This window comes from Amycolatopsis sp. N2S4-7, from assembly GCF_058119595.1.
In genome coordinates, this window is the sequence record NZ_CP172299.1 from 595,648 (window position 1) to 618,702 (window position 23,055).

Here is a 23,055-nt window from a genome sequence, read left to right on the forward strand (position 1 = left end):
ACCCAGACCGGCTGAACAAGCTTCAGTGAAACCCAGGACAGGCTGAGGTGACTGCTCCTCGTCCCCGCGGTGACGCCCCGCGGAAGAAGCCGTCCGCCGAACGCGCGGCGCGGCGGCTCGGCACGCTCGCGCGCAAGTGGGGTTACCTGATCAGCACCACCGCGTACCTGCCGCACACGCCCGAAGAGATCGAGCGCGAGCTGGCGGTCCTGGTCGGCGGGCTGTTCGACGCGGTCGCGAGCGAGCCGCCGGACCTCGACGCCGCCGCCGCGGCCGGTGCCCGGCTCGTCGAGCTGCGGTGCGTCGGCGCGGAGAGCCTGCGCCGCACCCTCGAGGTGCTCGGCAAGGCCCTGGTGGGCGAGCCGGAGCTGCGCGGGGTCGACGGGCTCGCCGAGCGGGTCGTGCTGGTGCTCGGCGCGCTCAGCTCCGGGTACGGCGAGATGCTGCGCGAGGACATCCAGAAACGCCAGGAGGGCCTCAGCCGGGCGTTGCTGAAGGTCGAGCAGGAGACGCGGCAGAAGCAGGTCATCACCCGCGCGCAGTTCGAGGAGGTGTTCGCCGGCTCGGCCAGCGGCGTCGCCCTCACCGACCTGGACGGCCGGGTGCTGCGGGCCAACGCGGCGCTCGCCAAGACGCTCAACCGCACGCCGGCCGAGATCGCGTCGATGACCCTGTTCGACCTGGTCCACCCCGAAGACGTGGGGCAGCTGCGGGAGGCCTACCGGGAGCTCGTGGCCGGCCGGCTGCACCGGCTGCGCGCCGGCCGCCGGCTGGTCGGCCGGGACGGCGAGCCGATGTGGGCGACGTTCGCCGCGTCGGTGATCCGCGACACCACCGGCGTCGCGCGGCAGCTGATCACGATCGTCGACGACGACACCGAGGTGTCGCTGCTGCAGCGGCGGCTGTCCCACCAGGCCCTGCACGACGTGCTGACCGGGCTGCCGAACCGGCAGTTCTTCAGCACCCGGCTGGAGAACCTGCTGCGCGACGCCGACCCGGCCCGGGGCGTGACGCTGTTCCACCTCGACCTCGACGGCTTCGCGCAGATCAACGGCGGGCTCGGCCAGGAACTCGGCGACCGGGTGCTGCGCGGGGTCGCGGCGAAGCTGAAGACGGTGTTCGACGGCGAAAAGGCGCTCATCGCGCGCCTCGGCGGCGACGAATTCGGCGTCCTGGTGCAGAACACGGCGGAGACCCCGGGCGTGGTCACGCTCGTCCGCCGGATCACCCACGAGCTCGCGGAGCCGGTGTACGTCGACGGCGAACGCGGGGTCGCGGTGGCGGCCGGCATCGGCGTCGTCCACCGGCCGCCGCGTGACATCACCCCGGCGGAGCTGCTCCGCGCGTCGGACCTGACGCTGCGGCGCGTGCAGCGGGCGGGCGACCAGTGGGGCCTGTTCGACCGGGAGCTGGACCGGCGCGACCGCCACGAGTTCGGCCTGGCCGCGGCGATGGCGGGTGCCTGGGAGAACGGCGAGATCGAGGTCGGCTTCCGGCCGCTGGTGTCCGCGGCCGGCGGCTCCGTGCGGGGCGTCGAAGCGCGGCTGCGCTGGACGCACCCGGCCGAAGGCGTGCTGGCGCACGAGTCCTGCCTGCGGCTGGCCGCGGAGACCGGGCTGGCGCTGCCCCTGGGTACGTGGCTGCTGCGCACCGCGGCCGAGCGGCTCGCGGCGGCCGGCGTGGCGCTGCCGCTGACCGTCGAGCTCACGGCGCCCCAGGCGGCCGACCCCGAGCTGGTCGGCGAGATCCGCGAGGTGCTGACCTCGACCGGCCTCCCCGCGGACCGGCTGCGGCCCGGCTTCCCGGCCGCGGCGCTGCTGGCGGCTTCCGGCGACGCGGCGGACAACCTCAAGGTGCTGGCGGAAATCGGCGTGCCGGCGGAGATCCACGACTTCGCTGAAGTCACCTGCCTCACGGAGTTCCCGGCCCGTGCGGTCCGCGTCGCGGCGAAGCTGGTGGCCCGCCGCGACCACCCGCTGGTGACGGGAACGCTCTCGGCGTTGATCGACGCGGCGCACGCGGCCGGGGCCGAGGTCGGCGTCACCGGGATCGCGACCCCGGAGGAGGCCGGGTGGTGGCAGGAGCGGGGCGCGGACCGGATGTCGGGCCCGCTGTTCGCCGAGCTGCCGGGTGGCCTGCCCGGCTGCTGACGTCAGATCCGGACCAGCACTTCGTCGAGGGACTTGCGCCGCAGGTCCGGCACCACGCAGTCGCCGGCCGGGTAGCCCACCGGGATCACCGCGAACGCCCGTTCGTTGCGGGGACGGCCGAGCACGTCGCCGAGGAACCGCATCGGCGACGGCGTGTGCGTCAACGCCGCCAACCCCGCCACCTGCAACGCCGTGAGGAGCATGCCGACCGCGATGCCCACCGATTCGTCGACGTAGTAGTGCTTGCGGACGCCGCCGTCGTCGTCGAGGGCGAACCGTTGCTGGAACACGACGATGAGGTACGGCGCGTCCGTCAGGTGGGGCTTCACCGCGTCCGTGCCGAGCGGCCGCAGCGCGTCGAGCCATTCGCCGCCGAGCCTGCCGTCGTAGGAAATCCGCTCCTCCGCCTCGGCGGCTTCACGGATCCGCCGGCGCACCGCCGGATCGGTGACCAGGACGAACGTCCACGGCTGCTGGTGCGCGCCGCTCGGCGCGGTGGAGGCCACCGCGATCGCGTCGAGCACCGCGCGCTCGGGGACCGGGTCGGGGGAGAACATCCGCACCGAGCGGCGCGCTTCCATCCGCTCCCGCAGGGCGGCGGCGTGCGCGACGGTTTCGTCGGCGGGCAGGCGGGCGGGCCGGTAGGGGACCGGGTGGTAGGTCATGCCCGGATTGTGGCGGGGGACACGGCCGCGTCAGCAGGGCCGAACGTACGATTTCCGACGCAACGGCGTCCAGTGTACGGACAGTAAGGTCGACCTTGCCTCGATTTTTACCCCGAACAGCGCAGTGCAAGTAGGCCGTTCGGTCCTGTCGCAGCAAGTGAGCTTCTCATTACCCTCCAGTAGACAGTGGTGCCGATCACAGTCGTTCCAGGAGGCCCCATGGCGTCGCGCGTCCGAGGACCCGGCTCCGAAGACCGGCGCGAACTGCGGCTCAGGCACCTCACCGGCTGCCTCCCCTGCACCCTCACCTGTGGGTACTGCGGGCTGCCGGTGCGGCTCACCGGGCCGGGCGACCACCCCGGTTACGGCGTGGTCGAACAACTCGCCGGGGACGGCACCGCCGCCCCGGATCTGGTGCTGCTGCACCGGTTCTGCCGCAGCGCGCTCGGGCGCTGCCGGACGCGGGGGTGCGTGCTGCGGCGCGCCCACCTCGGCCGCGCGACCGAGCAGTACGAAACCGGCCGCCGGCCCGGGCGCTACCAGCGCCTCGGCGTCCGCCGGTCGCCCGACCTCGATCTGTACCGGAAACACTGGCGGGTCGCGAAGATGCGGTACGCGTGCAAGGCGTGCCGGTACTACACCGGCTCGCACTGAGCCGTTCCTTCAAGAACGACCGGAGGACTCGTGCTCGTTCGTCTCATCCTCGGCCTGCTCATGACCGTCGTCGGCCTCGCCGTCGCCGGCAAGCGCGTGGCCTTCCTGTACCGGCTGATCAAGGCCGGCCAGCCCGACACCAAACGGTCGGACGACCTGGGTGCCCGCGTCTTCGCGCAGGTGCGCGAGGTGTTCGGCCAGCGCAAGCTCCTGAAGTGGTCGGTGCCCGGCCTGGCGCACTTCTTCACGTTCTGGGGCTTCGTGATCCTCGCTTCGGTGTACCTCGAGGCGTACGGCGCCCTCTTCGACGAGCGGTTCGCGATCCCGTGGATCGGGCACTGGGCGGTGCTCGGCTTCCTGCAGGACTTCATCGCCGTCGCGGTGGCCGTCTCGCTGGGCGTGTTCACGGTGATCCGGATCCGGAACGCCCCCGCGCGCAAGGACCGCGCGTCGCGCTTCTACGGCTCGCACACCGGCGGCGCGTGGCTGATCCTGGCCATGATCTTCAACGTCGTCTGGACGATGTTCTTCTTCCGCGGCGCGTCCTCGGCGTCCGGCAACTTCCCCTACGACTCGGGCGCGTACGTCTCCCTCGGCGTCGGGAACCTCCTCGAGCCGCTCGGGCACTCGACGACGGAGGTCCTCGAGACGGTCGGCCTGCTGCTGCACATCGGCGTCATGCTGGTGTTCCTGTCGATCGTGCTCTACTCCAAGCACCTGCACATCTTCGTGGCGCCGATCAACGTCTCGGCGAAGCGGCTGCCGGACGGGCTCGGCCCGCTGCTGCCGATGGAGTCCGGCGGCAAGCCGATCGACTTCGAGGACCCGGGCGAGGACGACACGTTCGGCCGCGGCAAGATCGGCGACTTCACGTGGAAGGGCATGCTCGACTTCGCCACGTGCACCGAATGCGGCCGCTGCCAGTCGCAGTGCCCGGCGTGGAACACCGGGAAGCCGTTGTCGCCCAAGCTCGTCATCATGAACCTGCGCGACAACCTGTTCGAGGAGGCGCCCTACATCCTCGCGGGCACCGAGCACGAGGGCGCCCGCCCGCTCGTCGGGCCCGAGGACGACGGCGGCGTCATCGACCCGGACGTGCTGTGGTCGTGCACCACGTGCGGCGCCTGCGTCGAGCAGTGCCCGGTCGACATCGAGCACGTCGACCACATCGTCGACATGCGCCGCTACCAGGTGATGATCGAATCGGCGTTCCCGACCGAGCTGGGCGGGCTGTTCAAGAACCTGGAGACCAAGGGCAACCCCTGGGGCCAGAACAACTCGGAGCGGCTCGCCTGGACCAAGGACCTCGGCTTCGACGTCCCGGTGTTCGACGGCGAGCTGGCCGAGGACGTCGAGTACGTCTACTGGGTCGGCTGCGCGGGAGCGTTCGACGACCAGGCGCGCAAGACCGTCCGCGCCACGGCGGAGCTGCTGCACATCGCCGGGGTGAAGTACGTGGTGCTGGGCAAGGAGGAGTCCTGCACAGGTGACCCGGCGCGCCGCGCGGGCAACGAGTTCCTGTTCCAGATGATGGCCCAGCAGACGGCCGAGACGCTCAACGCCGTGTTCGAGGGCCGCGAGCCCCGGCTGCGCAAGATCGTCACGACGTGCCCGCACTGCCTGAACACGCTCGGCCGCGAGTACCCGGACCTGGACGGCCACTACGAGGTGGTCCACCACACGCAGCTCCTCAACCGCCTGGTCCGCGGCGGCCGGCTGACCCCGGTCGCCAGCGTGGACGGCGACGGCCCGCGCGTGACGTACCACGACCCCTGCTACCTGGGCCGTCACAACAAGGTGTACACACCCCCGCGCGAGCTGGTGGGCGCGACGGGCGCGACGTTGGAGGAGATGCCCCGCCACGCGGACCGGGCGTTGTGCTGCGGAGCGGGTGGTGCGCGCATGTGGATGGAGGAGCAGATCGGCAAGCGCATCAACCTGGAGCGCGTGGACGAAGCGATCGCCACCGACGCGGAGACCATCGTGACCGGCTGCCCGTTCTGCCGGGTGATGCTGACGGACGGCCTGGTCCAGCGCCAGAGCGAACAGAAGGCGGAGAACGTCGACGTCCGCGATGTGGCGCAGCTGCTGCTGGAGCGGGTGAAGACGCCGGAGGTCGCACCCAAGCCCTGACGCCTACTGGTCGACGGCCTTGATCGTCGCGCAGAACCCTTCGATGGCGGCGAGGTCCTGCTCCGGGACCTCCTCGCCGGAGAAGTGCATGAGCTCGTTGCGGATGCGCCGCGCTTCCTTGAGCAGGTCGAGGAACATCGCGTGGTCGAGCGGCCAGTTCAGCAGGGTGAAGTGGCGCGGGGTTTCGAAGATCTTGACGTAGTTGCCGAACGTCGGGTTGCCGTTCGCCCACGGGGGGACCGCTTTGTCGAGGACGTCCTCGGGCAGGCTGCGCCTGGTGTGCCGGCGAAGCCGCAGTTCCGCCTCTTCCAGCAGGGAGAACGGCCGGGTGAGCGTGCCGAACCGGCGGGCGAGGTCGTTGGCCGTCACGATGCCGATGAGCGTCCGGCGGTCCTCTCCCCGGACGAAGACGTAGCCGCGGCGGTAGATCTCGTCGATCTGGCCGAACAATTCCTCGTCGAAGTCGATGACCCGGACCTGCGTGGTCGCGTCCCGCAACGTCGGCTCGGGGTTCGCCAGGCGGGCCCGGCCGATGGATTCCCAGCTGACGGCCCCGGCGTAGAACCCGTCCTCGTCGGTCACCGCCAGCTGGGAGTAGTCCTTGGCCAGCATGAGGGTCACCGCGGCGGCGAGCGGCCGGCCGGCGGTGATGGTTTCGACGGCCGGTTCGGCCGGCAGGAGCGCGCGCACCGTCCACTTGATCGGCAGGTCGTCCGGCGCTTCGGCCTCGGGTGAGTCCGGCTCCGAACCCGTCTCGCCCGGCTCGACGGCGATCGGGACCAGTTCGACGAGCGCGTCCATCCGGGCGGTGGTGAACGGTGGCCTGGTCGAGACCCCGTGCTCGGCCAGCTCGGACTGGACGGTGACCAAGGAGGTCGCGGTCCGCCGCCGGTAGCCCCACATCGACAGCAGATCCCGTACGGTCAGCTTCACGGGCGCCGCACCGGTTTCGACGGCTTCCCACAGGTCGGCCTGGGTGGCGTCGGGATCGAGGTTCGCCGAAGCGTGCTGCCAGCCCGGATCCGGCCGCCCGGCCGCGATCTCGCCGATCCGCCGGGCGGCGTCGTGGCGGCTCAGCCGGCAGACGGTGAGCAGGGAACCGAGGCTGCCGCGCAGGTCGGGTTCGAACTCACCGGGGTCGATGCCGGTCCGGAGCCACCGGACCGGCCGGGCGTGCCGGCAGTCCGGAGCCGCGTCGGGGCGGTAGTGGTACGACCCGGTGATCTCCCCGACGGCGAACTGCCGCACGTTCTTGAGCGGCATGACGACGAGGTCGCCCTCGCTCATCTCCCGGTAGAAGCGCCACAGCTGCCCGGCCCAGTTCCCGACCACGTAGTTCGACCGCTGGGGGTAGCACTCCCGGAGACCGGCCTTGAGTGCGTCCTTGCTGCCGAACCCGCCGAGGGCGGGGACGCCGCCCCAGCCGACGATCGCGAGACCTTCGGCGAGGGACTCCTGGTCACGCTCCCCTTGCCGGCCCGCGCGGACTTGCCATGCTGACTTCATCGTTCTCCCGGTTCCCTGGGGCCGAACTGGCTCACGCACCCAGTCGGTCGAGGGACGATGATCGTCGCCCGAATGCGGCCCGGTTCACCCGTTCGGGGCGCATTTTTCCGCCGCGGCGTCGCTCTGTCCGGAGTCGGTGGCGGAGGAGGGGCGATGGGGCAGCGGGGAACGGCGACGATCGAGACGCTCGAAGGCGCCGTCGCGCGGCTGGACGTGCGGCGGGGTTCGTGGCTGGTCGGCCGCGGGCCCGAAGCGGACCTGCGGTTGTATTCGGACCGGGTGAGCCCGCGGCACGCCCGGCTCCGGCGCGACGCGCGCGGCACCTGGGTGTCCGACGCCGGTTCGCGCACCGGCACGCTCGTCAACGGCGAGGCACTGGTGAACGGGCAGGCGCGGCTGCTGCACGACGGTGACCGCGTGTCCTTCGGGCCGATCACCGCCGTCTACTCGGACCTCGGCGCGGCCGCCGGGGAGCGGCCGGTGTTCACCGCCGTCCCCGCCGAGCGGACGGGCACCGTCGCGCTGGTGCTCGGCCCCGTCCTGTTCGTGACCGGGTTCGGGCTCGGGGCGGCGAGGGTGCTGCGGCACTTCGACGCCCGGCCGGAGGTCGGCCTCGCCTTGCTGGTCCTGGGGTTCGCGGTGACGCTGGCCGGACTAGCCTGGGCACGGGCACGCCGGCGCGTGCGGGCCGGCCGTCCACAGTAGACCCGACCGCCGGGCACCGTGACGAGGACGCTCTTTCGCCGGGGCGGAAGCCGGGCTGGTGTGAACTCCCTGGTTCGTCCATCAACCCGGGGCGTCGCGTGACCAGCCACCTGATCGGACTCGTCGGCACCGGCATCGGGCCGGACCTCGACGTCGTGGGCCGCCCGGTCGGTGACGTGCCGGCCGCGGCCCGGCTCGCCGGGTTCGACGGGCTCAACGTCACTCACCCGGCCAAGCAGGCTGTCGTTCCTCGACGACCTGTCGCCGGAAGCCCCCGCGCGCGGTCTCCAGGGGCCGGTAGACGGATGTCGGCGACCGACAGTTCCGGGCGCAGCAGTTCCGCCGGGAGGGGCGGCCATCCCGGTCGGGGTCGCGTGCACCAGGCCGTTGGCGCGGTGGACGGCGTCGAGACCGCCGGTCCGCACGCGGCCGGCGCCGAAGCACGCCGACTCCTGGCCGCCGCCCGCGCCCGCGGCTGCCGGGAGCTGCACGGCGGCGGCCTGCCGGCTGTTCACCGGCGTCGAGCCGGATCCGGCGCGGATGCTGCGGCACGTCGACACCCTCGAAGGGGCCCCGCGCGCCGACACGCCGGTCCAGCAGCGAAAACACCGGCACGCCGCGGCTGCCGCCCCGGGGAAGTCTTTCCCGGGGCGGTTTTCGTTGCGCCGTCCGGGTGGCCGTGGGCCGGCTTCCGCGCGCCCACCGGTGAAAAACGTTCCGGACAGCCTCCTATTCGGACGACTTCCGCCGCAGGTCGGGGTCAGGCCGGTGACCGCGCGACTACTCGCCGTCAGAGTCCCCGGTGCGTTTACAACGTTCCGGCAACCGCCTTGACACCGCCTGTGGTACGTACCACTCTAACCCCAACATTGGTCTACACCATTTGGGGCGCCTGGCCGCGGCTGGCCGGGCATGGAAAGGACGGCATCGAGTGAAACGCTGGCTCAAGCTGGCGGCGGGCGCCGCCGCACTCACGCTCGCGACCGCAGGCTGCGCGGGCTCCAGCGGCTCGGACACCGCGGCCTCGTCGAGTGGCAACGCACCGCTCAGCGGCACGGTCACGGTCTGGCTGATGACCGGGTCCGCGCCGACGACCCTGACCGACGCGCTCAACAAGGAGTTCGAGGCCGCGCACCCCGGGGTCAAGGTCAAGTACGAAATCCAGCAGTGGGACGGCATCCAGCAGAAGCTGACCACCGCGCTGGCCGGCGGCACCCCGCCGGACGTCATCGAGATCGGCAACACCCAGACGGCCGCGTTCGCCGCGCAGGAAGGCGTCCTGACCGACCTGACCGGGGACAAGGAAAGCTTCAACGGCGGGCAGTGGCTGAAGGGCCTCGCGGACTCGGGCACCTACGACGGCAAGGTCTACGGCGTCCCGTTCTACGCGGCCAACCGTGAGGTCATCTACCGCAAGGACATGTTCGAGCAGGCGGGCATCGCCAAGCCGCCGGCGTCGAACGACGAGTGGATCGACGCGATCGGCAAGCTGAAGACGAAGTTCGGCTCCGACCCCGACTTCCAGGCCCTCTACATGCCGGGGCAGAACTGGTACTCCCTGCTGTCCTTCATCTGGGACAACGGGGGTGACATCGCCCAGCCCGACGGCAAGAAGTTCAAGGCGACGCTGGACAGCGCCGGTGCGAAGGCGGGCCTCGAGTTCTACAAGAAGCTCGTGGACACCTCCGGCACCAAGGCCCCGAAGGACGCCGACGAGGCCAAGCCGCAGCAGGCGACCGTCTACGGCGCCGGCAAGGTGGCCATGATGATCGGCCTCCCGTGGGAGCTGGCGACGGCGGCGAAGACCGACCCGAGCCTGACCGAGAAGACCGCCGCGTTCCCGATCCCGGGCAAGACCGCCGGCCAGAGCGCCCCGGTCTTCCTGGGCGGCTCCAACCTGGCCATCCCGGCCAACAGCAAGAACGCGGCCGCGGCCAAGGAGTACATCAAGCTGCTCTCCAGCGCGAAGTACCAGAGCCAGCTCGCCGCCGCCGGCGTCGTGCCCGGCACGTCGACCGACCTCACCGGCCTGGACAAGGACCCGCTGGGCAGTGTGATGGCGAAGGCTTCGGCCAACGGCAAGGCCGTGCCGGCCAGCCCCCAGTGGGGTGACGTGGAGTCCGGCCAGAACCCGGTCAAGGACATGCTGACCGCGTACCTGACCGGCAAGAAGACGCTCGACCAGGCGACCGCCGACGCCAACGCAGCGCTGAACAAGCTCATCGGCGGATGACAGCGACCGCGAATGTGACGATGCCGGCGGGGGCGACCCCGCCGGCATCGCCGCGCGACCCGGGGGTCAGGCGGCGCAGGCGGGGCCGGTTCGGCGACCGGGTGCTCCCGTACCTGCTGCTGCTCCCCGCGCTCGCCGCGATCCTCGTCCTGCTCGCCTGGCCGCTGGTCCAGGTGTTCGCCATCAGCTTCCGCAAGCTCGACATCGGCCAGCTCGTCTCCGGCAAGACCGTCTGGATCGGGTTCGACAACTACACGAACACGCTCTCGGACCCGGAGTTCTGGACGATCACCTTCCGGACGCTGGTCTTCACCGCCGCCATCGTGGCCGCCACCATCCTCGGCGGCCTGCTGCTGGCGGTGCTCATGCGCCACCTCGGCCCGGTCGTGCGGATCATGGTGCAGGTGACGCTGGTCCTGGCGTGGGCCACGCCGGTGATCGCCACGACCACGGTGTTCCAGTGGATCTTCGACGAGCAGTACGGCATCCTCAACAAGACCCTGGACCGGCTCGGCTTCTCTGGCTTCATCGGGTTTTCGTGGTTCTCCAGCGGACCGAGCACCCTGACCGTGATCGGGCTGCTCATCGTGTGGCAGGCCGTGCCGTTCGTGACGTTCTCGCTCTACGCGGGCATCATCGGCGTCCCGCGCGAGCAGTACGAGGCCGCGGGCATCGACGGCGCCGGCGCGTGGCAGACGTTCCGCGCGGTCACCTGGCCCGCCATCCGGCCGATCACCACCATGGTGACGTTCCTGTCGGTGCTGTGGGACTTCAACGCCTTCGCCCAGATCTGGGCGATCCGCGAGGGCGGGCCCGACGGCGGGAGCACCACCCTGGCCGTGGTCCTGTACCTCAAGGGCATCGCGGGCAACCACTTCGGCGCGGCGGGCGCGATCGCGACGCTGATGCTGATCGTGCTGGCGCTCATCACCGGCCGGTACATCCAGCTGCTCGTCCGGACCCCGGAAGGTGATCTCAAGTGAGGAAATCGCTGCCGCAGCGGATCGCGCTCTCGGTCGTCGGCGTCCTCGTGGCGCTGGCGATCGTCTTCCCGACGTACTGGATGTTCGTCACGTCGCTGAGGACGCCCGGCGAGATCCTCTCGCCCAAGTACGACCTCATCCCGACGTCGTTCTCGTTCGGCAACTTCGCCACCGCGCTCGGCAAGGACAACTTCCCGACCTACCTGATGAACAGCCTGATCGTCACGGTCGGGTCGGTGCTGTGCGCGCTGGTCGCCGGGACACTGGCGGCGATCCCGCTCTCGCGGCTGCGCTTCACCGGCCGCAAGGGCTTCCTGGTGCTGGTCATGGTGGCGCAGCTGGCCCCGGTGTCGGCCCTGTTCATCCCGCTGTTCCTGCTGATGCGGGACGCCGGGCTGCTCAACACGCTGCCGTCGCTGCTGCTGATCTACTTCGCGACCACGCTGCCGTTCACGGTCTGGATGCTCTACGGCTTCGTCAACGGGATCCCGTACGAGCTGGAGGAGGCCGCGATGATCGACGGCTGCAGCCAGACCGGCGCGTTCCGCCGGGTGACGCTGCCGCTGCTCGGGCCGGGGCTGGTCACCACGTCGGTGTTCAGCTTCATCACCGCGTGGAACGAGTACCTCTTCGCGCTGGTGTTCATCCAGGACAAGCCGAAGGAGACGCTGCCGGTGTGGCTGGCGTCGTTCCGCACCGCGTTCGCCACCGACTGGGGCGGCGTCATGGCCGCGTCGGTCATCTACGCGATCCCGGCGCTGATCTTCTTCCTGCTCGTGCAACGCAAGCTCGTGTCCGGCGCGACCGCCGGCGCCGTGAAGGGGTAGGGCGTTGTCGTCTCCGGAGAAACTCGCGGAAGCCGTTCTCCTGCCCGGGTTCGCCGGCACGACGGCGCCGGGCTGGCTCCGCCGCCGGATCGCCGAAGGCCTCGGCGGGGTGATCCTGTTCGGCCGCAACGTGATCGACGACGAGCAGGTCGCCGCGCTCACCGCGCAGCTGCGGGGTGAGCGCGACGGCGTCGTCGTCGGGATCGACGAGGAGGGTGGCGACGTCACCCGCCTCGACGTGAACACGGGATCGTTCGTGCCCGGGCCGCTGGCCCTGGGCGCGGCCGACGACCCGGAGCTGACCACGGCCGTCGCCGCCGCGCTCGGCGAACGGCTGGCGGCCTGCGGCGTCACCGTGAACCTCGCGCCGTGCGCGGACCTGACCCTGGCGGCCGAGGACCCGATCATCGGCGTCCGGGCGTTCGGGTCCGACCCGGCGAAGGCGTCGCCGCACGTCGCGGCCTTCGTGACCGGTCTGCAGAAGTACGGCGTCGCGGCGTGCGCGAAGCACTTCCCGGGGCACGGCGCCGCAACCGAGGACTCGCACGTGGCCCTGCCGGTGCTGCCACGCACCCTGGAAGAACTGCACGCCATCGAGCTGGTCCCGTTCGCCGCGGCGATCCGGGCCGGGGTGCGGTCGGTGATGTCGGGTCACCTGGTCGTCCGGGCGTGGGGCGCCGAGCCCGCCACGCTCAACCGCACCGCGCTCACCGACGTCCTGCGCGGCGAGCTGGGCTTCACCGGCGCGGTCATCACCGACGCGCTGGAGATGGGCGCGGTGTCCGGCGGGTACGGCCGGCACGACGGCCTCGGCCGCTCCGCCGTGCGGGCCCTGGCCGCGGGCGCCGACGCGCTGTGCCTCGGGGGCGCGGCGTTCGAAGCTCCGGCTCTGGACGCCTGCGTCACGGCGATCGTGGCCGCGGTGGCGGCGGGGGAGCTGCCGCTCGACCGGCTCGGGGAAGCGGCCGCGCGCACCGCGGCGCTGGGCACCGATCCGGCTCCGGCGAAGGTCGGCCCGGTCGACCGGCGGCTCGGCCTGGAAGCGGCCCGCAAGGCCCTCCGCGTCCGGGGCGAGGTGCGGCTGGACGGCCCGCCGCTGGTGGTCGACGTCCAGACCGAGCCCACCATCGCGGCCGGGCCGATGCCGTGGGGGCTCGGTGCGCACCTGGCCGAGCTGGTGCCGGGGACGCGGGCGATCACCGCGACCCCGGAGGACGCCGACGCGGTTCTCGAAGCGGCGCAGGGGTTCCGCAGCGTCGTCGTGGTCACCCGGGAAGCGCACCGGCACCCGCGGGTGCGGGCGCTGCTCGCCGCACTGTCCGATGTGGACTACATCCGCGTCGAGACGGGGGCACCGGGGCCCGCGGACGACGGGGGCCCGCGGATCGACACGTTCAGCGGTTCCTACGTCAGCCTCCGCGCGGCGGCCGAATACCTCGCCTGAGGGGCAAAAGGGACAGACTTCGCCGGAGTCTGTCCCTTTTGCCGTATCTCCAGGCGGGGGAACGGCTTTTGTACGCGGCTTGTATCGCCGCCCGTCACGCTGTCGCCACACCAGACAGTGGAGGACGGACAAATGAGAATTCGGATCGGGAAGCGGACGGCCGGCGTGGTCGGCGTCGCCGCGGCGATCGTGCTGGCCGGCGCCACCCCGGCCCTGGCCGCCTCGGGGACGGTGCACACCGACTCCGGCGCGCCCCTCACGGTGCGCTCGGCCCCGAGCACCGGCGCCACGTCGACCGGCACGGTCGCCGACGGCACCGCCGTCACGATCGACTGCCAGACCACCGGCGAGACGGTCACCGGCAAGTACGGCACGAGCAACATCTGGGACCACATCCCCGGCGGCTACATCACCGACACCTACGTCTACACCGGCACCGACGGCCGGATCGCGCCGGACTGCACCGACGTGCCGACCCCGCCGGCCGAGGTGTGCTCGACCTCCGGGCTGGGCGACCCGAACACCTGCGCCCAGGCGGTCACGAAGGCGAAGTCCCGCGTCCACACGAACTACGAATCGTCCTACGACGGCTGGTGCGACCGCATCAACGCCCAGAACTACGGCTTCACCGCGAGCGGCTCGACCACGGCGTACGTGCACTGGACGCAGATCCCCGGCCAGTACAAGCACGCGGGCAGCACCGACGTCCCGGCCGGCGGCCTGGCGTTCTTCTCCAACGGCGGCGCGGGCCACACGATGATCTCGATCGGCGGCGGCAAGTTCCTGTCGAACGACATCAACGGGGCCGGCACCTACACCGAGACGACGATCGCGCAGATCAAGAGCAAGTGGGGCCAGACCTACCTCGGCTGGTCGCAGCCGTGGTTCAAGGTGAACCACTGATCACCCGGTCCGCCTGACGCGCACGGGCCCCTGTCCACCTTCCCCGGACAGGGGCCCGTTCGCGTGTCTTCGGGACCTGCGCGGAAAACCGGGGACCCGGGCCGGGGATCGCCGTACACTCCGGACCGTCATCCGGACGGACGTGATGGGGGGACCGCGTGAGCGGGAGCAGGGTGTTGGTGGCCGGGGCGAGCATCGCGGGGCCCGCGCTGGCCCATTGGCTGCGCCGGCGAGGAGCCGAAGTGACCGTGGTGGAGCGGGCCCCCGGCCTGCGCCCCGGCGGTCAGGCGGTGGACGCACGCGGGGTGGCCAAGGAGGTCATCGCGCGGATGGGGCTGGCCGAGGCGGTGCGCGCGGCCCGCACGGACACCGCCGGCGCGCACACCGTCGACGTCGACGGGAACGTGCTGGAGACCTACCGCGCCGACGACGACGGCGGCGACGGGTTCATCGCGGAGATCGAGATCCTGCGCGGAGACCTGTCCCAGGTGCTCTACGACGACACCCGCGACGGCGTCGAGTACGTCTTCGGCGACCGGATCGCCGAGCTCACCCAGGACGCGGACGGCGTCGACGTGACCTTCGCGAGCGGTGGCCGGCGGCGCTTCGACCTGGTGGTCGGGGCGGACGGGCTGCACTCGGCGTTGCGCGCGATGGTCTTCGGGCCGCGCGAGCGGTTCGTCCGCCACCTCGGGCTCGTGCTGGCCTTCTCCAGCGTGCCCAACGAGTTCGGCCTGGACCGCTGGTTCATCGAGTACCAGGACCCGGAGACCGCGCGGTCCGCCGGCCTGCGGCCCATCCAGGACGCCACGCAGGCGATGGCCATGTTCGCGTTCCCCGCGAAGGACTTCGACGTCGACTACCGCGACGTCGAAGGCCAGAAGCGCCTGCTGCGCGAGCAGATGGCCGGCCTGGGCTGGTGGACCCCGCGCATCCTCGCGCACCTGGACGCCAGCCCGGACTTCTACCTCGACCAGGTCGCCCAGGTGGTGATGGACCGCTGGTCGGCCGGCCGGGTGGGGCTGATCGGCGACGCGGCGTTCAGCGCGTCGCCGATGTCCGGGGCGGGCACCGGGCTGGCCCTGGTCGGCGCCTACCTGCTCGCCGGCGAACTGGCCGCCGCCGGGTGGGATCCCGAGGCCGGGTTCGCCGGCTACGAGACCCGCATGCGCTCGTTCGTCGAGGCCAACCAGGAGATCGGCCGGTTGCACGCGCACAGCCGCGCCGTCCCCCGTCCGGACGCCGAACCGGGCCCGGAGCCCGACATGGAAGCGCTCACCGCGCTGATCGATCGCGCGATCAACGGCGTCGCACTGCCCGGCTACGCCGGGGTGCCGGACTTCGGGGCTTCGAAGTCCTCAGCCAGGCCGTAGCGGGTCACGACGGGCCGCCGCCCGGCTTGAGGTGGTGCAGGACGAAGATCCCGCCCACGGCCGGGCGGCCGGCGCGTTCGTGGTCGGTCGCCACGTACTCGTCCAGGACCGCCAGGATGCGGCGGTCCAGCTCCTCGACCTCGTCGGGGGACAGGTGCAGCAGGAACTTCTCGTGCACCGCCACCGACTCCGGGCCCGCCTCCGCCAGTTCCTCCTGGAAGATCTCGATCGGCGCGAACCGCGTCCGCGCGTCGGCGCCGGACAGCGGGCCGTCCAGCCACCACGTCTCGTTGTTCGACCGGTACGGCTTCTCCAGGGCGCCGCTGGCGCCGGTGCGGACCGGGGCCGGTTCGAGCAGGCCCGCCGCCACCAGCTGCCGCACGTGGTGCAGGACCGTGCCGGGATCGCGGTCGAGGCGGTCGGCCAGCTGCTTGTTCGTCAGCTCCTCGACCAGGCACATCCGCATGATGCGCAGCCGCAGCGGGTGGCCGAGGGCCTTCGCCTCCTCGGGCGTCGCCGGCCGCCGCCGGGGTTCTGTCATGCGCGCAGCGTAATCCATCGATGGATTACAGTCACATCGATGGAGTAAACCCATCGATGTGCGATTCTCCATCACATGGACGGCGTGTACTGGCGGCTGTGGACGGCGGCGGGCCTGTCGAGCCTCGCCGACGGGATCCTCAAGGTCGCCCTGCCGCTCGTGGCGGTGAGCTACACGCGGTCGCCGACGCTCATCGCGGGGCTGGCCTTCGCGTTCACCCTACCGTGGCTGCTCTGCGCGCTGCCCGCCGGCGCGCTGGTCGACCGGCTCGACCGCCGCCGGGCGATGCTCACCGCGAACGTCGTCCGCGGCGGGCTCCTCGCCGGGGCGACGCTCCTGACCGTCTTCGGCGGGGGATCGATCTGGGTCCTCTACGTCGTCGCGCTCGGTGTCGGCGGCGCCGAGACCGTCTACGACACCGCGGCGCAGTCGATCGTGCCGCAGGTGGTCGGCCGGGACCTGCTGGCCCGCGCCAACGGGCGGATGTACGCCGCCGAGCAGACGGCGAACGAGTTCGCCGGGCCGCCGCTCGCCGGGGTGCTCGCCGCGGCCGGGGTCGCCGTCGCGCTGGCCGCGCCGGTCGCGCTGTGGGTGCTCGCCCTGGCGGCGCTGCTGCTCGTGCGCGGCTCGTACCGGATCCCGCGCGCCGGGCGGACCACGCTCCGCGCGGACATCGCCGAAGGACTGCGTTTCCTCTGGCACCACCGGGTGCTGCGCACGTTCTCGGTGATGGTCGGCACGTTCAACTTCGCCACCGGCGCCGCGTTCGCCGTGCTCGTGCTCCACGCGGTCGGCCCGGGCTCGGCGATGGGCCTGTCCGCACCGGCGTTCGGGCTGCTGATGGCCACGACGGCCGTCGGCAGCTTGACCGGGTCGTTCCTCGCGGAGCCGGTCGAACGCCGGCTCGGCCGCGTCCGCACGCTGTGGGTGTCGTGGCTCGCCGGCGGTCTCACGGTGGGCGTGCTCGCGGTGACCGCGAACCCGTACGCCGTCGGGGCGGCGTTCTTCCTCGGCGGCGCGGGCATCGTGGTGTCGAACGTCGTGATGGTGACGATCCGCCAGCGGCTCACGCCCGGCCGCCTGCTCGGCAGGCTCAACAGCAGCCACCGGCTCGTGGCCTGGGGCACCAAGTCGCTCGGAGCGCTGGCCGGCGGCGCGATCGCGCAGGGGTTCGGGCTGCCCGCGGTGTTCGCCGTCATGAGCGTGCCGGCTTTCGCCGTGCTGGCCGGCCTTTTCGTGGTCACGGAAGACGCGCTCGCGGACGCCGAACGCGAAGCCGGGGAGGCAGTTGCGTGACGGTCAGAGCGGATGGGTCTCGACGTACTCGGTCCAGACCTTCTTCGGCACGCACATCCGCCACGCCTCCAGGACGAGCTCACGCATCTCGCCGGCGTCGATCGCCGCCAGGCGGCAGCGCACCCAGCGGAAGCGCAGGTCCGACGGCTCGGGCAGCAGGAACTTGCCGGGTTCCCCCGCCACCAGCGCTTCCCGCTGCTCGCGGGGAAAGGCGAAGCCCATCAGCGTCTCGTCGGCCGACAGCGCGACGAACACGATCTGCCCCACCCGGAACTTGATCCGGTCCCGCACGATCGCCTCGTAGGCGCGGGGGAGGGTGGCAGCGAACGCGCGGACCTCGTCAGCGGTGACCATACCCCCATTCTCGCGCGGAACCGGCGGCGCGCCGAAGGGGGCACGCCGCCGGTTCCCGGAGGGTCAGGCGCGGCAGGTCCGGCCGCGGTTCACGCAGTTGACCAGCCCGTTCATGATCCGCTGCGACATCACGTTGGCGAAGTCGTCGTGGTCGGAACCCGGGTTGTGCTTCTCCTGCGGGAAAGCGTCCACTTTGTACTGCTTCTTGACCTGGATGTCGTGCGGGATGTCGTAGGTCAGCGAGATCTGCAGCTGCGGCACGGCCTTGAACCCCTTGGCGCACCGGCCCGACTGGTCCGGGAACACGATGTGCGTGCGGTGGTTGGCGCTGTCGGTGTTCTTCCCGTCCCAGCAGCTGGGGAAGGTGTGGACGCGCTTGACCTTGCTGTTCTGCGGGCAGATCGGGTACTTGTCCGTGACGCGGTTCTCGAACCCGGTGCACGTCCAGCTCGCCCGGGCGTTGGCCGGCCCGTTCGTCGAGACCTTCGCGTCGCCGTAGAGCACGCGCAGGAAGCGCGGCATGGCCACGACCTTGCCGACCGGGCTGCCGCGGAAGGTGATCTGCACCCGCTGCGGCCGCAGGATCTTGCCGTCGTTGCCCGGCAGCTCGTTGTTCTCGTCCTGGCCCGGCAGCGCGCCGCCCGCCGTGGTGCTCGGCGGCGGGGTGGGCGTTCCGGTGTCCTTGCCGGGCTTCGGCGCACACGGCGCGAGCCCGCCCAGGTCGCCCGGCTTCGGCGCGAACCGGCCGATCGCGATGGCGATCCGCTCGATGATCGCGGTGCGCCGGTCCTTGAGCGGATTCAGGATCGCGTTGCGCACGAAGTCCGCGCCGCCCTGGCCCTGGGTCGCCGCGACGCGCTTGTTGGCCTCGTCGGTCTGCGTGTCGAGCTGCTCCAGGTTGCTGTCGACCTCGGCCATGGCCTGGTCGGGGATGTCCGGCAGCTTGCTCGCGACGTCCGGGCAGGCCACCTGGACGGTCTTCGCCTCCTGGTCGGCCTGGGTGCGGTCGCCGTCGGGCGCCTTCGCGGGCTCGTTCTTCTCCTCTTCGCCGGTGTCGATGCGCACGACCGGCCAGAAGTAGGCGGACTTGTCGCCGTTCCTGCAGGTGGTGCCGGCCTTGACGAGGCTCTTGTTGTTCGAGTCGGCGTTCGTCGACAGGTTGCCCACGTAGTCGTGCAGGTGCTGGGCGCCGTTGCGGACGCCGGGCTGGGCGATGAAGTTGTCGGGGTTGAAGTGGCCGTTCTCGTTGCGGCCGCAGTCCACGGTGAACGTGCCCGTCGAGGCGCCGGTGACCGGCCGCGGGTCGAACTGGTTCGGCTTCACCTTCAGGATGTCGACGAAGAAGGCGGGGTCGGCTTCGTCGGCGCTGGCCTCACCGGGGTTGCCGGTGGTCGTCGCGACGACGATGCCGCCGACCGCGATCGCGAGGGCGAGGCCGCCGGTCGCGATCTTCGTTCTGCGGGAAAGACGATGGCGTCCTTGGGTGCGGGACATGGGAAATCCTCCGGGTGTCGGGCTGGCGGGAAGGCGCGACACTGAACGGGACGAGCCCAGGCTCGTCCCCATCAGGGAATGCGTCGGCAAGGCCACGATTCCCGGCCGGCCACCGACCCGACATCGGTAGGCATGCGGCCACCTGCCCGTGGCCGCGCCGTCAACCGGCTGGTTATCGTTCCGTGATGGAAGCTACACCGGGGTTTGACATCGGGCAAGAAGGTATTTCCGGCAATTACGAACCGTCAGGCCGGTGTCCGGTTTCCGTAGCCGTGCTCGAACGCAAAAAGGCGTCAGGAATGGACGAGGAATGGCGCACGCGGAAAACGCGGGCGCGACGGCCCGCACCTGGATCACGCTGAGGCGGCCGCGCGTGTCCCTCTCCGGCGTACTCGGGGTGCGCCCATCCTCGGCTCCTGACCGGGGCGTTGTCCAGCTTCGGCGGGTGTGGCGAAGCCCGCGGAAAAAACTTTGAACCGACCTGAACCCGCATCCGTATCCCTGAGTGAGGCGCGCGGAATGCCCGCACCCGCGGCCGGAGGCGGAACCCGGTTCGGTCCGGACTTCCGCATTTCCGGGCGTCGGGTGGTCCGATTGGCGAACACCACCGCCCTCGTCATTCCCGTTGCGCCCTTTTCGGGGGCGGATCGTCCTCGTCCGGCCGTCCCTCCGGCTCCGTCAGCGCAGCGCGGCCGGAACCGCGGGAATCGCGGCCAGCGCCGAATCCAGGCGGTGGCCGACCGCCAGGCCCACCTGGTCCCGCAGTTCCGCCAGCTTCTCGACGTCGATCCCCGTCGCGATGCCTTCGCGGTGGAAGAAGTCGACCAGGTCGTCCGTGGCGACGTTCCCCGAGGCGCCCGGGGCGAACGGGCAGCCGCCCAGCCCGCCGAGTGCCGAGTCGAACCGGCGGATGCCGAGGGAAAGCCCTTCCCAGGCGTTGGCCGCCGCGCGGCCGTAGGTGTTGTGCAGGTGCAGGCCGAGCGGGACGTCCGGCAGCTCGTCGCGCACCGCGTTCACCGTCGCGCGCAGCTGCCCCGGCCGCGCCGCGCCGATCGTGTCGGCGAGGTGGACGACCCGCGCGCCCAGCCGGCCCAGGCGCGCGGCCACGTCGGCCGTCCGGTCGGGATCGGTGTCGCCGTCGAACGGGCAGACGAACGCCGTCGCCACACTGGCCTCCACCGCCACACCCGCCGACGTCAGCAGGGCGGCGCACGCCGCCAGCCGGTCGAGCGCCGCGTCCGTCGGCACGCCGGCGTTGGCGACGCTGTGCCCGTCGCTGGCCGACACCACCAGCCGCACCGATTTCGCGCCGGCGTCGATCGCCTGCCGCGCCCCGCGTTCGGTGAACACCAGGGTGTGCAGGCTCGCGGGCACGTCCGGCAGCAGCGTCCGCAGCACGTCGCCGGTGTCGGCCATCTGCGGCACCCGGCGGGCGGAGACGAACGAGCCGACCTCCAGCGAGCGCAGGCCCGCGTCGATCAGGCCGCGGGCGAGCCGGACCTTTTCGTGCGTCGCCACGGTGACGGGCTCGTCCTGCAGGCCGTCGCGCAGGACGACCTCGGTGATGAGGACTTCGGTCATGTCAGATCACTCCGCTCTCGCGCAGGCGGGCGGCCGCCTCGCCGGTGACACCGAGCTCGGCGAGCACGGCTTCGGTGTGTTCGCCCAGCTCCGGCCCGAGCGCGCGGGTGCGGCCGGGCCGTTCGGTCAGCGTCGGCACGATGCCGGGGAAGGTGACTTCCGTTTCGTGGTCGCCGTCGAGGCGCACCCGGTGCCGTTCGTGCATGCCGCGCGCCTCGAAGTGCGGGTCCTTGGCGATGTCGGCCGCGGTGAGGATCGGCCCGCTGGGCACGGCGGCGGCCAGCAGCGCGGCTTCGGCGGCTTCCTGGGTGAGCGTCGCCGTCCACGCGCCGATCGCGTCGTCGAGCAGGCCGGCGTGCGCCACCCGGCCGGCGTTGTCCGCGAATCGCGAGTCGCCGGCCAGGTCGGCGCGGCCGATGGCGTGCATCAGCCGCCGGAAGATCGCGTCGCCGTTGCCGCTGACCACGATGTACTTGCCGTCGGCGCAGCGGTAGGTGTTGGAGGGTGCCACCCCGGGCAGTGCGGAGCCGGCCGGGCCGCGCACGACACCGAACGCCTCGAAGTCCGGGATCAGCGACTCCATCAGCGAATAGACGGCCTCGTACAGCGCGACGTCGACCACCTCGCCCGGGGCGGCGCCCGGCTCGCGGTCGCGCCGGAGCAGGCCCATCAGCGCGCCGATCACCGCGTAGAGGCCGGCGACGGAGTCGGCGAGGCTGACCCCGACACGGGTGGGGGCCTGGCCGGGGTAGCCGGTGAGCGCGCGCAGGCCGCCGATCGCCTCGGCGACGCCGCCGAAGCCGGGCCGGTCGCGGTAGGGGCCGGTCTGGCCGTACCCGGAGACGCGGACGACGACCAGCCGGGGGTTGAGCGCGCGCAGCTCGTCGGGGCCGAGGCCCCAGCGTTCGAGGGTGCCGGGCCGGAAGTTCTCCAGGAGGACGTCGCTGCGGGCGGCCAGCGCGCGGACGATCTCCTGGCCTTCGGGGCGGCGCAGGTCGACGGTCACCGAGCGCTTGTTGCGGCCGAGGGTGCGGAACAGCAGTGACGTGTCGCCGGCGTGCAGGCGCCAGCGCCGGAGCTCGTCGCCGGTGCCCGGGCGCTCGACCTTGACGACGTCGGCGCCGAAGTCGGCCAGCAGGCGGCCGGCGGTCGGCGCGGCGATGAAGTTCCCCAGTTCGACCACCCGGATGCCGGACAGCGGCCCGGTTTGTTCACTCATGCCCGACTCCAAACCACGATGTGAGTTGTAAACCCAGAATACGGGCGAGTGTCGGGGAGTCAACCGGGAAGAGCGTGGATAGACTGTGTGGCACACCACGGGCACGGGGCGGGGCGATGGCAGAGGAAGAACGCAGCGGCACGACGCCGGTGCTGGTCCTGCGCAAGTTCAAGCAGATCCTCGAGTCGTTCACCATCGACAACCCCGAGCTGACGCTGCAGCAGATCACCCGGTCCACCGGGCTGCCGGCGAGCACGTGCCAGCGGCTGGTGCACAACCTGGTGCGCGAAGGCTTCCTCGACCGCTACGACGACACCTACCGCGTCGGCCTCGGCCTGGTCCGCTGGGCGGCGCCGGGCACGTTCGGCCTCGACCTGGTCCGGCTGACCCGGCCGGTGCTGCAGCAGCTGCGCGACGAAACGGGCGAGACGGCCTGCCTGTACGTGCGCGACGGCGCCTACCGGACGGTGATCTCCCTGGCCGAGTCCCGCCACCCGGTGGTGCGGCTGTTCGTCGTCGGCATGGTGATGCCGCTGCACGCGGGTTCGGCCGGGAAGGTGTTCCTGGCCTGGGACAAGCTGGCGGTCCGGGACGCGATCGGCCACGGGCTGGCCCGCTTCACCCCGCGCACGGTCGTCGACCTCGAGCTGCTCACCGAGCAGCTCGGGCAGATCCGCGACGCGGGGTACGCCTCGAGCTTCGAGGAACGCGACCTGGGCGCGGCGTCCCTCAGCGCCCCGGTGTTCGGGCTGAACGGCGAGGTCAGCGCGGCGATCGGGATCGGCGCCCCGACCCAGCGCATGACCCCGGCGGACGTTCCGCGGCTGGCGCCGATCGTGGTGGAAGCGGGACGGCGCGCCTCGGAGCGGCTGGGGTACCGGCCGGGGGTCGAGCAGGTCGCCGCTCTCTGAGCGCGCGCCGGTGCGGCGGCTCGCCGCTCTCCGGATGCGCCGGTGCGGCAGTTCGAGCTGCCCTGGCGCCGATCGTGGTGGAG

The 23,055-nt window shown here is 71.7% G+C and carries 19 protein-coding genes; 12 read left to right on the forward strand and 7 right to left on the reverse strand.

Annotation, left to right across the window (positions count from 1 at the left end):
- The first annotated feature begins 47 nt into the window (after window positions 1–47).
- Window positions 48–2,150, forward strand: a complete 2,103-nt coding sequence (locus ACH54P_RS02855) for a putative bifunctional diguanylate cyclase/phosphodiesterase (protein WP_489910739.1) — start codon at window positions 48–50, stop codon at window positions 2,148–2,150.
- 2 nt (window positions 2,151–2,152) lie between these two features.
- On the opposite strand, the gene ACH54P_RS02860 is transcribed toward ACH54P_RS02855, so the two are convergent.
- On the reverse strand, window positions 2,153–2,815 hold the full coding sequence (locus tag ACH54P_RS02860; RefSeq protein WP_489910740.1) for a nitroreductase family protein: 663 nt from the start codon (window positions 2,813–2,815) through the stop codon (window positions 2,153–2,155).
- A gap of 219 nt (window positions 2,816–3,034) precedes the next feature.
- Between ACH54P_RS02860 and ACH54P_RS02865 the strand changes: the two genes are divergently transcribed.
- Entirely contained in the window at window positions 3,035–3,469 is a 435-nt protein-coding gene (locus ACH54P_RS02865; protein WP_489910741.1) for a hypothetical protein, read from the forward strand.
- A 30-nt stretch (window positions 3,470–3,499) separates the two neighbouring features.
- A complete protein-coding gene (locus tag ACH54P_RS02870) occupies window positions 3,500–5,602 on the forward strand; it encodes a (Fe-S)-binding protein (protein WP_489910742.1) in 2,103 nt (700 codons plus the stop codon).
- Between the two features lie 3 nt (window positions 5,603–5,605).
- Here the strand turns inward: ACH54P_RS02870 and ACH54P_RS02875 are convergent, their stop codons facing one another.
- Complete coding sequence (locus tag ACH54P_RS02875) at window positions 5,606–7,108, reverse strand: CBS domain-containing protein (protein ID WP_489910743.1); 1,503 nt, start codon at window positions 7,106–7,108, stop codon at window positions 5,606–5,608.
- 153 nt (window positions 7,109–7,261) lie between these two features.
- Between ACH54P_RS02875 and ACH54P_RS02880 the strand changes: the two genes are divergently transcribed.
- From ACH54P_RS02880 to ACH54P_RS02910, 7 genes are all read left to right on the forward strand, one after another.
- The gene (locus ACH54P_RS02880) at window positions 7,262–7,813 is read left to right on the forward strand and encodes an FHA domain-containing protein (RefSeq protein WP_489910744.1); all 552 of its coding nucleotides are present in this window, start codon (window positions 7,262–7,264) and stop codon (window positions 7,811–7,813) included.
- Between the two features lie 931 nt (window positions 7,814–8,744).
- Window positions 8,745–10,046, forward strand: coding sequence for a sugar ABC transporter substrate-binding protein (locus tag ACH54P_RS02885; RefSeq protein ID WP_489910745.1), 1,302 nt, complete (start codon window positions 8,745–8,747; stop codon window positions 10,044–10,046).
- Entirely contained in the window at window positions 10,043–11,029 is a 987-nt protein-coding gene (locus ACH54P_RS02890; RefSeq protein WP_489910746.1) for a carbohydrate ABC transporter permease, read from the forward strand. Before ACH54P_RS02885 ends, ACH54P_RS02890 begins: the two co-directional genes overlap by 4 nt.
- On the forward strand, window positions 11,026–11,856 hold the full coding sequence (locus ACH54P_RS02895; protein ID WP_489910747.1) for a carbohydrate ABC transporter permease: 831 nt from the start codon (window positions 11,026–11,028) through the stop codon (window positions 11,854–11,856). Before ACH54P_RS02890 ends, ACH54P_RS02895 begins: the two co-directional genes overlap by 4 nt.
- Before the next feature lie 4 nt (window positions 11,857–11,860).
- Window positions 11,861–13,300: a glycoside hydrolase family 3 protein gene (locus tag ACH54P_RS02900; RefSeq protein WP_489910748.1), complete on the forward strand. Its 1,440-nt coding sequence runs from the start codon at window positions 11,861–11,863 to the stop codon at window positions 13,298–13,300.
- A 132-nt stretch (window positions 13,301–13,432) separates the two neighbouring features.
- Window positions 13,433–14,203: an SH3 domain-containing protein gene (locus ACH54P_RS02905; protein ID WP_489910749.1), complete on the forward strand. Its 771-nt coding sequence runs from the start codon at window positions 13,433–13,435 to the stop codon at window positions 14,201–14,203.
- 158 nt (window positions 14,204–14,361) lie between these two features.
- On the forward strand, window positions 14,362–15,576 hold the full coding sequence (locus tag ACH54P_RS02910) for an FAD-dependent monooxygenase (protein WP_489910750.1): 1,215 nt from the start codon (window positions 14,362–14,364) through the stop codon (window positions 15,574–15,576).
- Between the two features lie 4 nt (window positions 15,577–15,580).
- Here the strand turns inward: ACH54P_RS02910 and ACH54P_RS02915 are convergent, their stop codons facing one another.
- Window positions 15,581–16,117 carry an ArsR/SmtB family transcription factor gene (locus ACH54P_RS02915; protein ID WP_489910751.1) on the reverse strand — a complete coding sequence of 179 codons (537 nt, stop codon included), beginning with the start codon at window positions 16,115–16,117 and terminating at the stop codon, window positions 15,581–15,583.
- 75 nt (window positions 16,118–16,192) lie between these two features.
- Here ACH54P_RS02915 and ACH54P_RS02920 point away from each other — a divergent pair, with 75 nt between their 5' ends.
- On the forward strand, window positions 16,193–17,413 hold the full coding sequence (locus ACH54P_RS02920; RefSeq protein ID WP_489910752.1) for an MFS transporter: 1,221 nt from the start codon (window positions 16,193–16,195) through the stop codon (window positions 17,411–17,413).
- A gap of 3 nt (window positions 17,414–17,416) precedes the next feature.
- On the opposite strand, the gene ACH54P_RS02925 is transcribed toward ACH54P_RS02920, so the two are convergent.
- From ACH54P_RS02925 to ACH54P_RS02940, 4 genes are all read right to left on the reverse strand, one after another.
- Complete coding sequence (locus ACH54P_RS02925; RefSeq protein WP_489910753.1) at window positions 17,417–17,767, reverse strand: MmcQ/YjbR family DNA-binding protein; 351 nt, start codon at window positions 17,765–17,767, stop codon at window positions 17,417–17,419.
- 63 nt (window positions 17,768–17,830) lie between these two features.
- Window positions 17,831–19,261: a DUF1996 domain-containing protein gene (locus tag ACH54P_RS02930; RefSeq protein WP_489910754.1), complete on the reverse strand. Its 1,431-nt coding sequence runs from the start codon at window positions 19,259–19,261 to the stop codon at window positions 17,831–17,833.
- A 678-nt stretch (window positions 19,262–19,939) separates the two neighbouring features.
- Window positions 19,940–20,842: a hydroxymethylglutaryl-CoA lyase gene (locus ACH54P_RS02935; RefSeq protein ID WP_489910755.1), complete on the reverse strand. Its 903-nt coding sequence runs from the start codon at window positions 20,840–20,842 to the stop codon at window positions 19,940–19,942.
- A gap of 1 nt (window position 20,843) precedes the next feature.
- Complete coding sequence (locus ACH54P_RS02940) at window positions 20,844–22,061, reverse strand: CaiB/BaiF CoA transferase family protein (RefSeq protein WP_489910756.1); 1,218 nt, start codon at window positions 22,059–22,061, stop codon at window positions 20,844–20,846.
- A 116-nt stretch (window positions 22,062–22,177) separates the two neighbouring features.
- On the opposite strand from ACH54P_RS02940, the gene ACH54P_RS02945 reads away from it, so the two are divergent.
- A complete protein-coding gene (locus ACH54P_RS02945; RefSeq protein ID WP_489910757.1) occupies window positions 22,178–22,972 on the forward strand; it encodes an IclR family transcriptional regulator in 795 nt (264 codons plus the stop codon).
- Window positions 22,973–23,055: the final 83 nt, after the last annotated feature.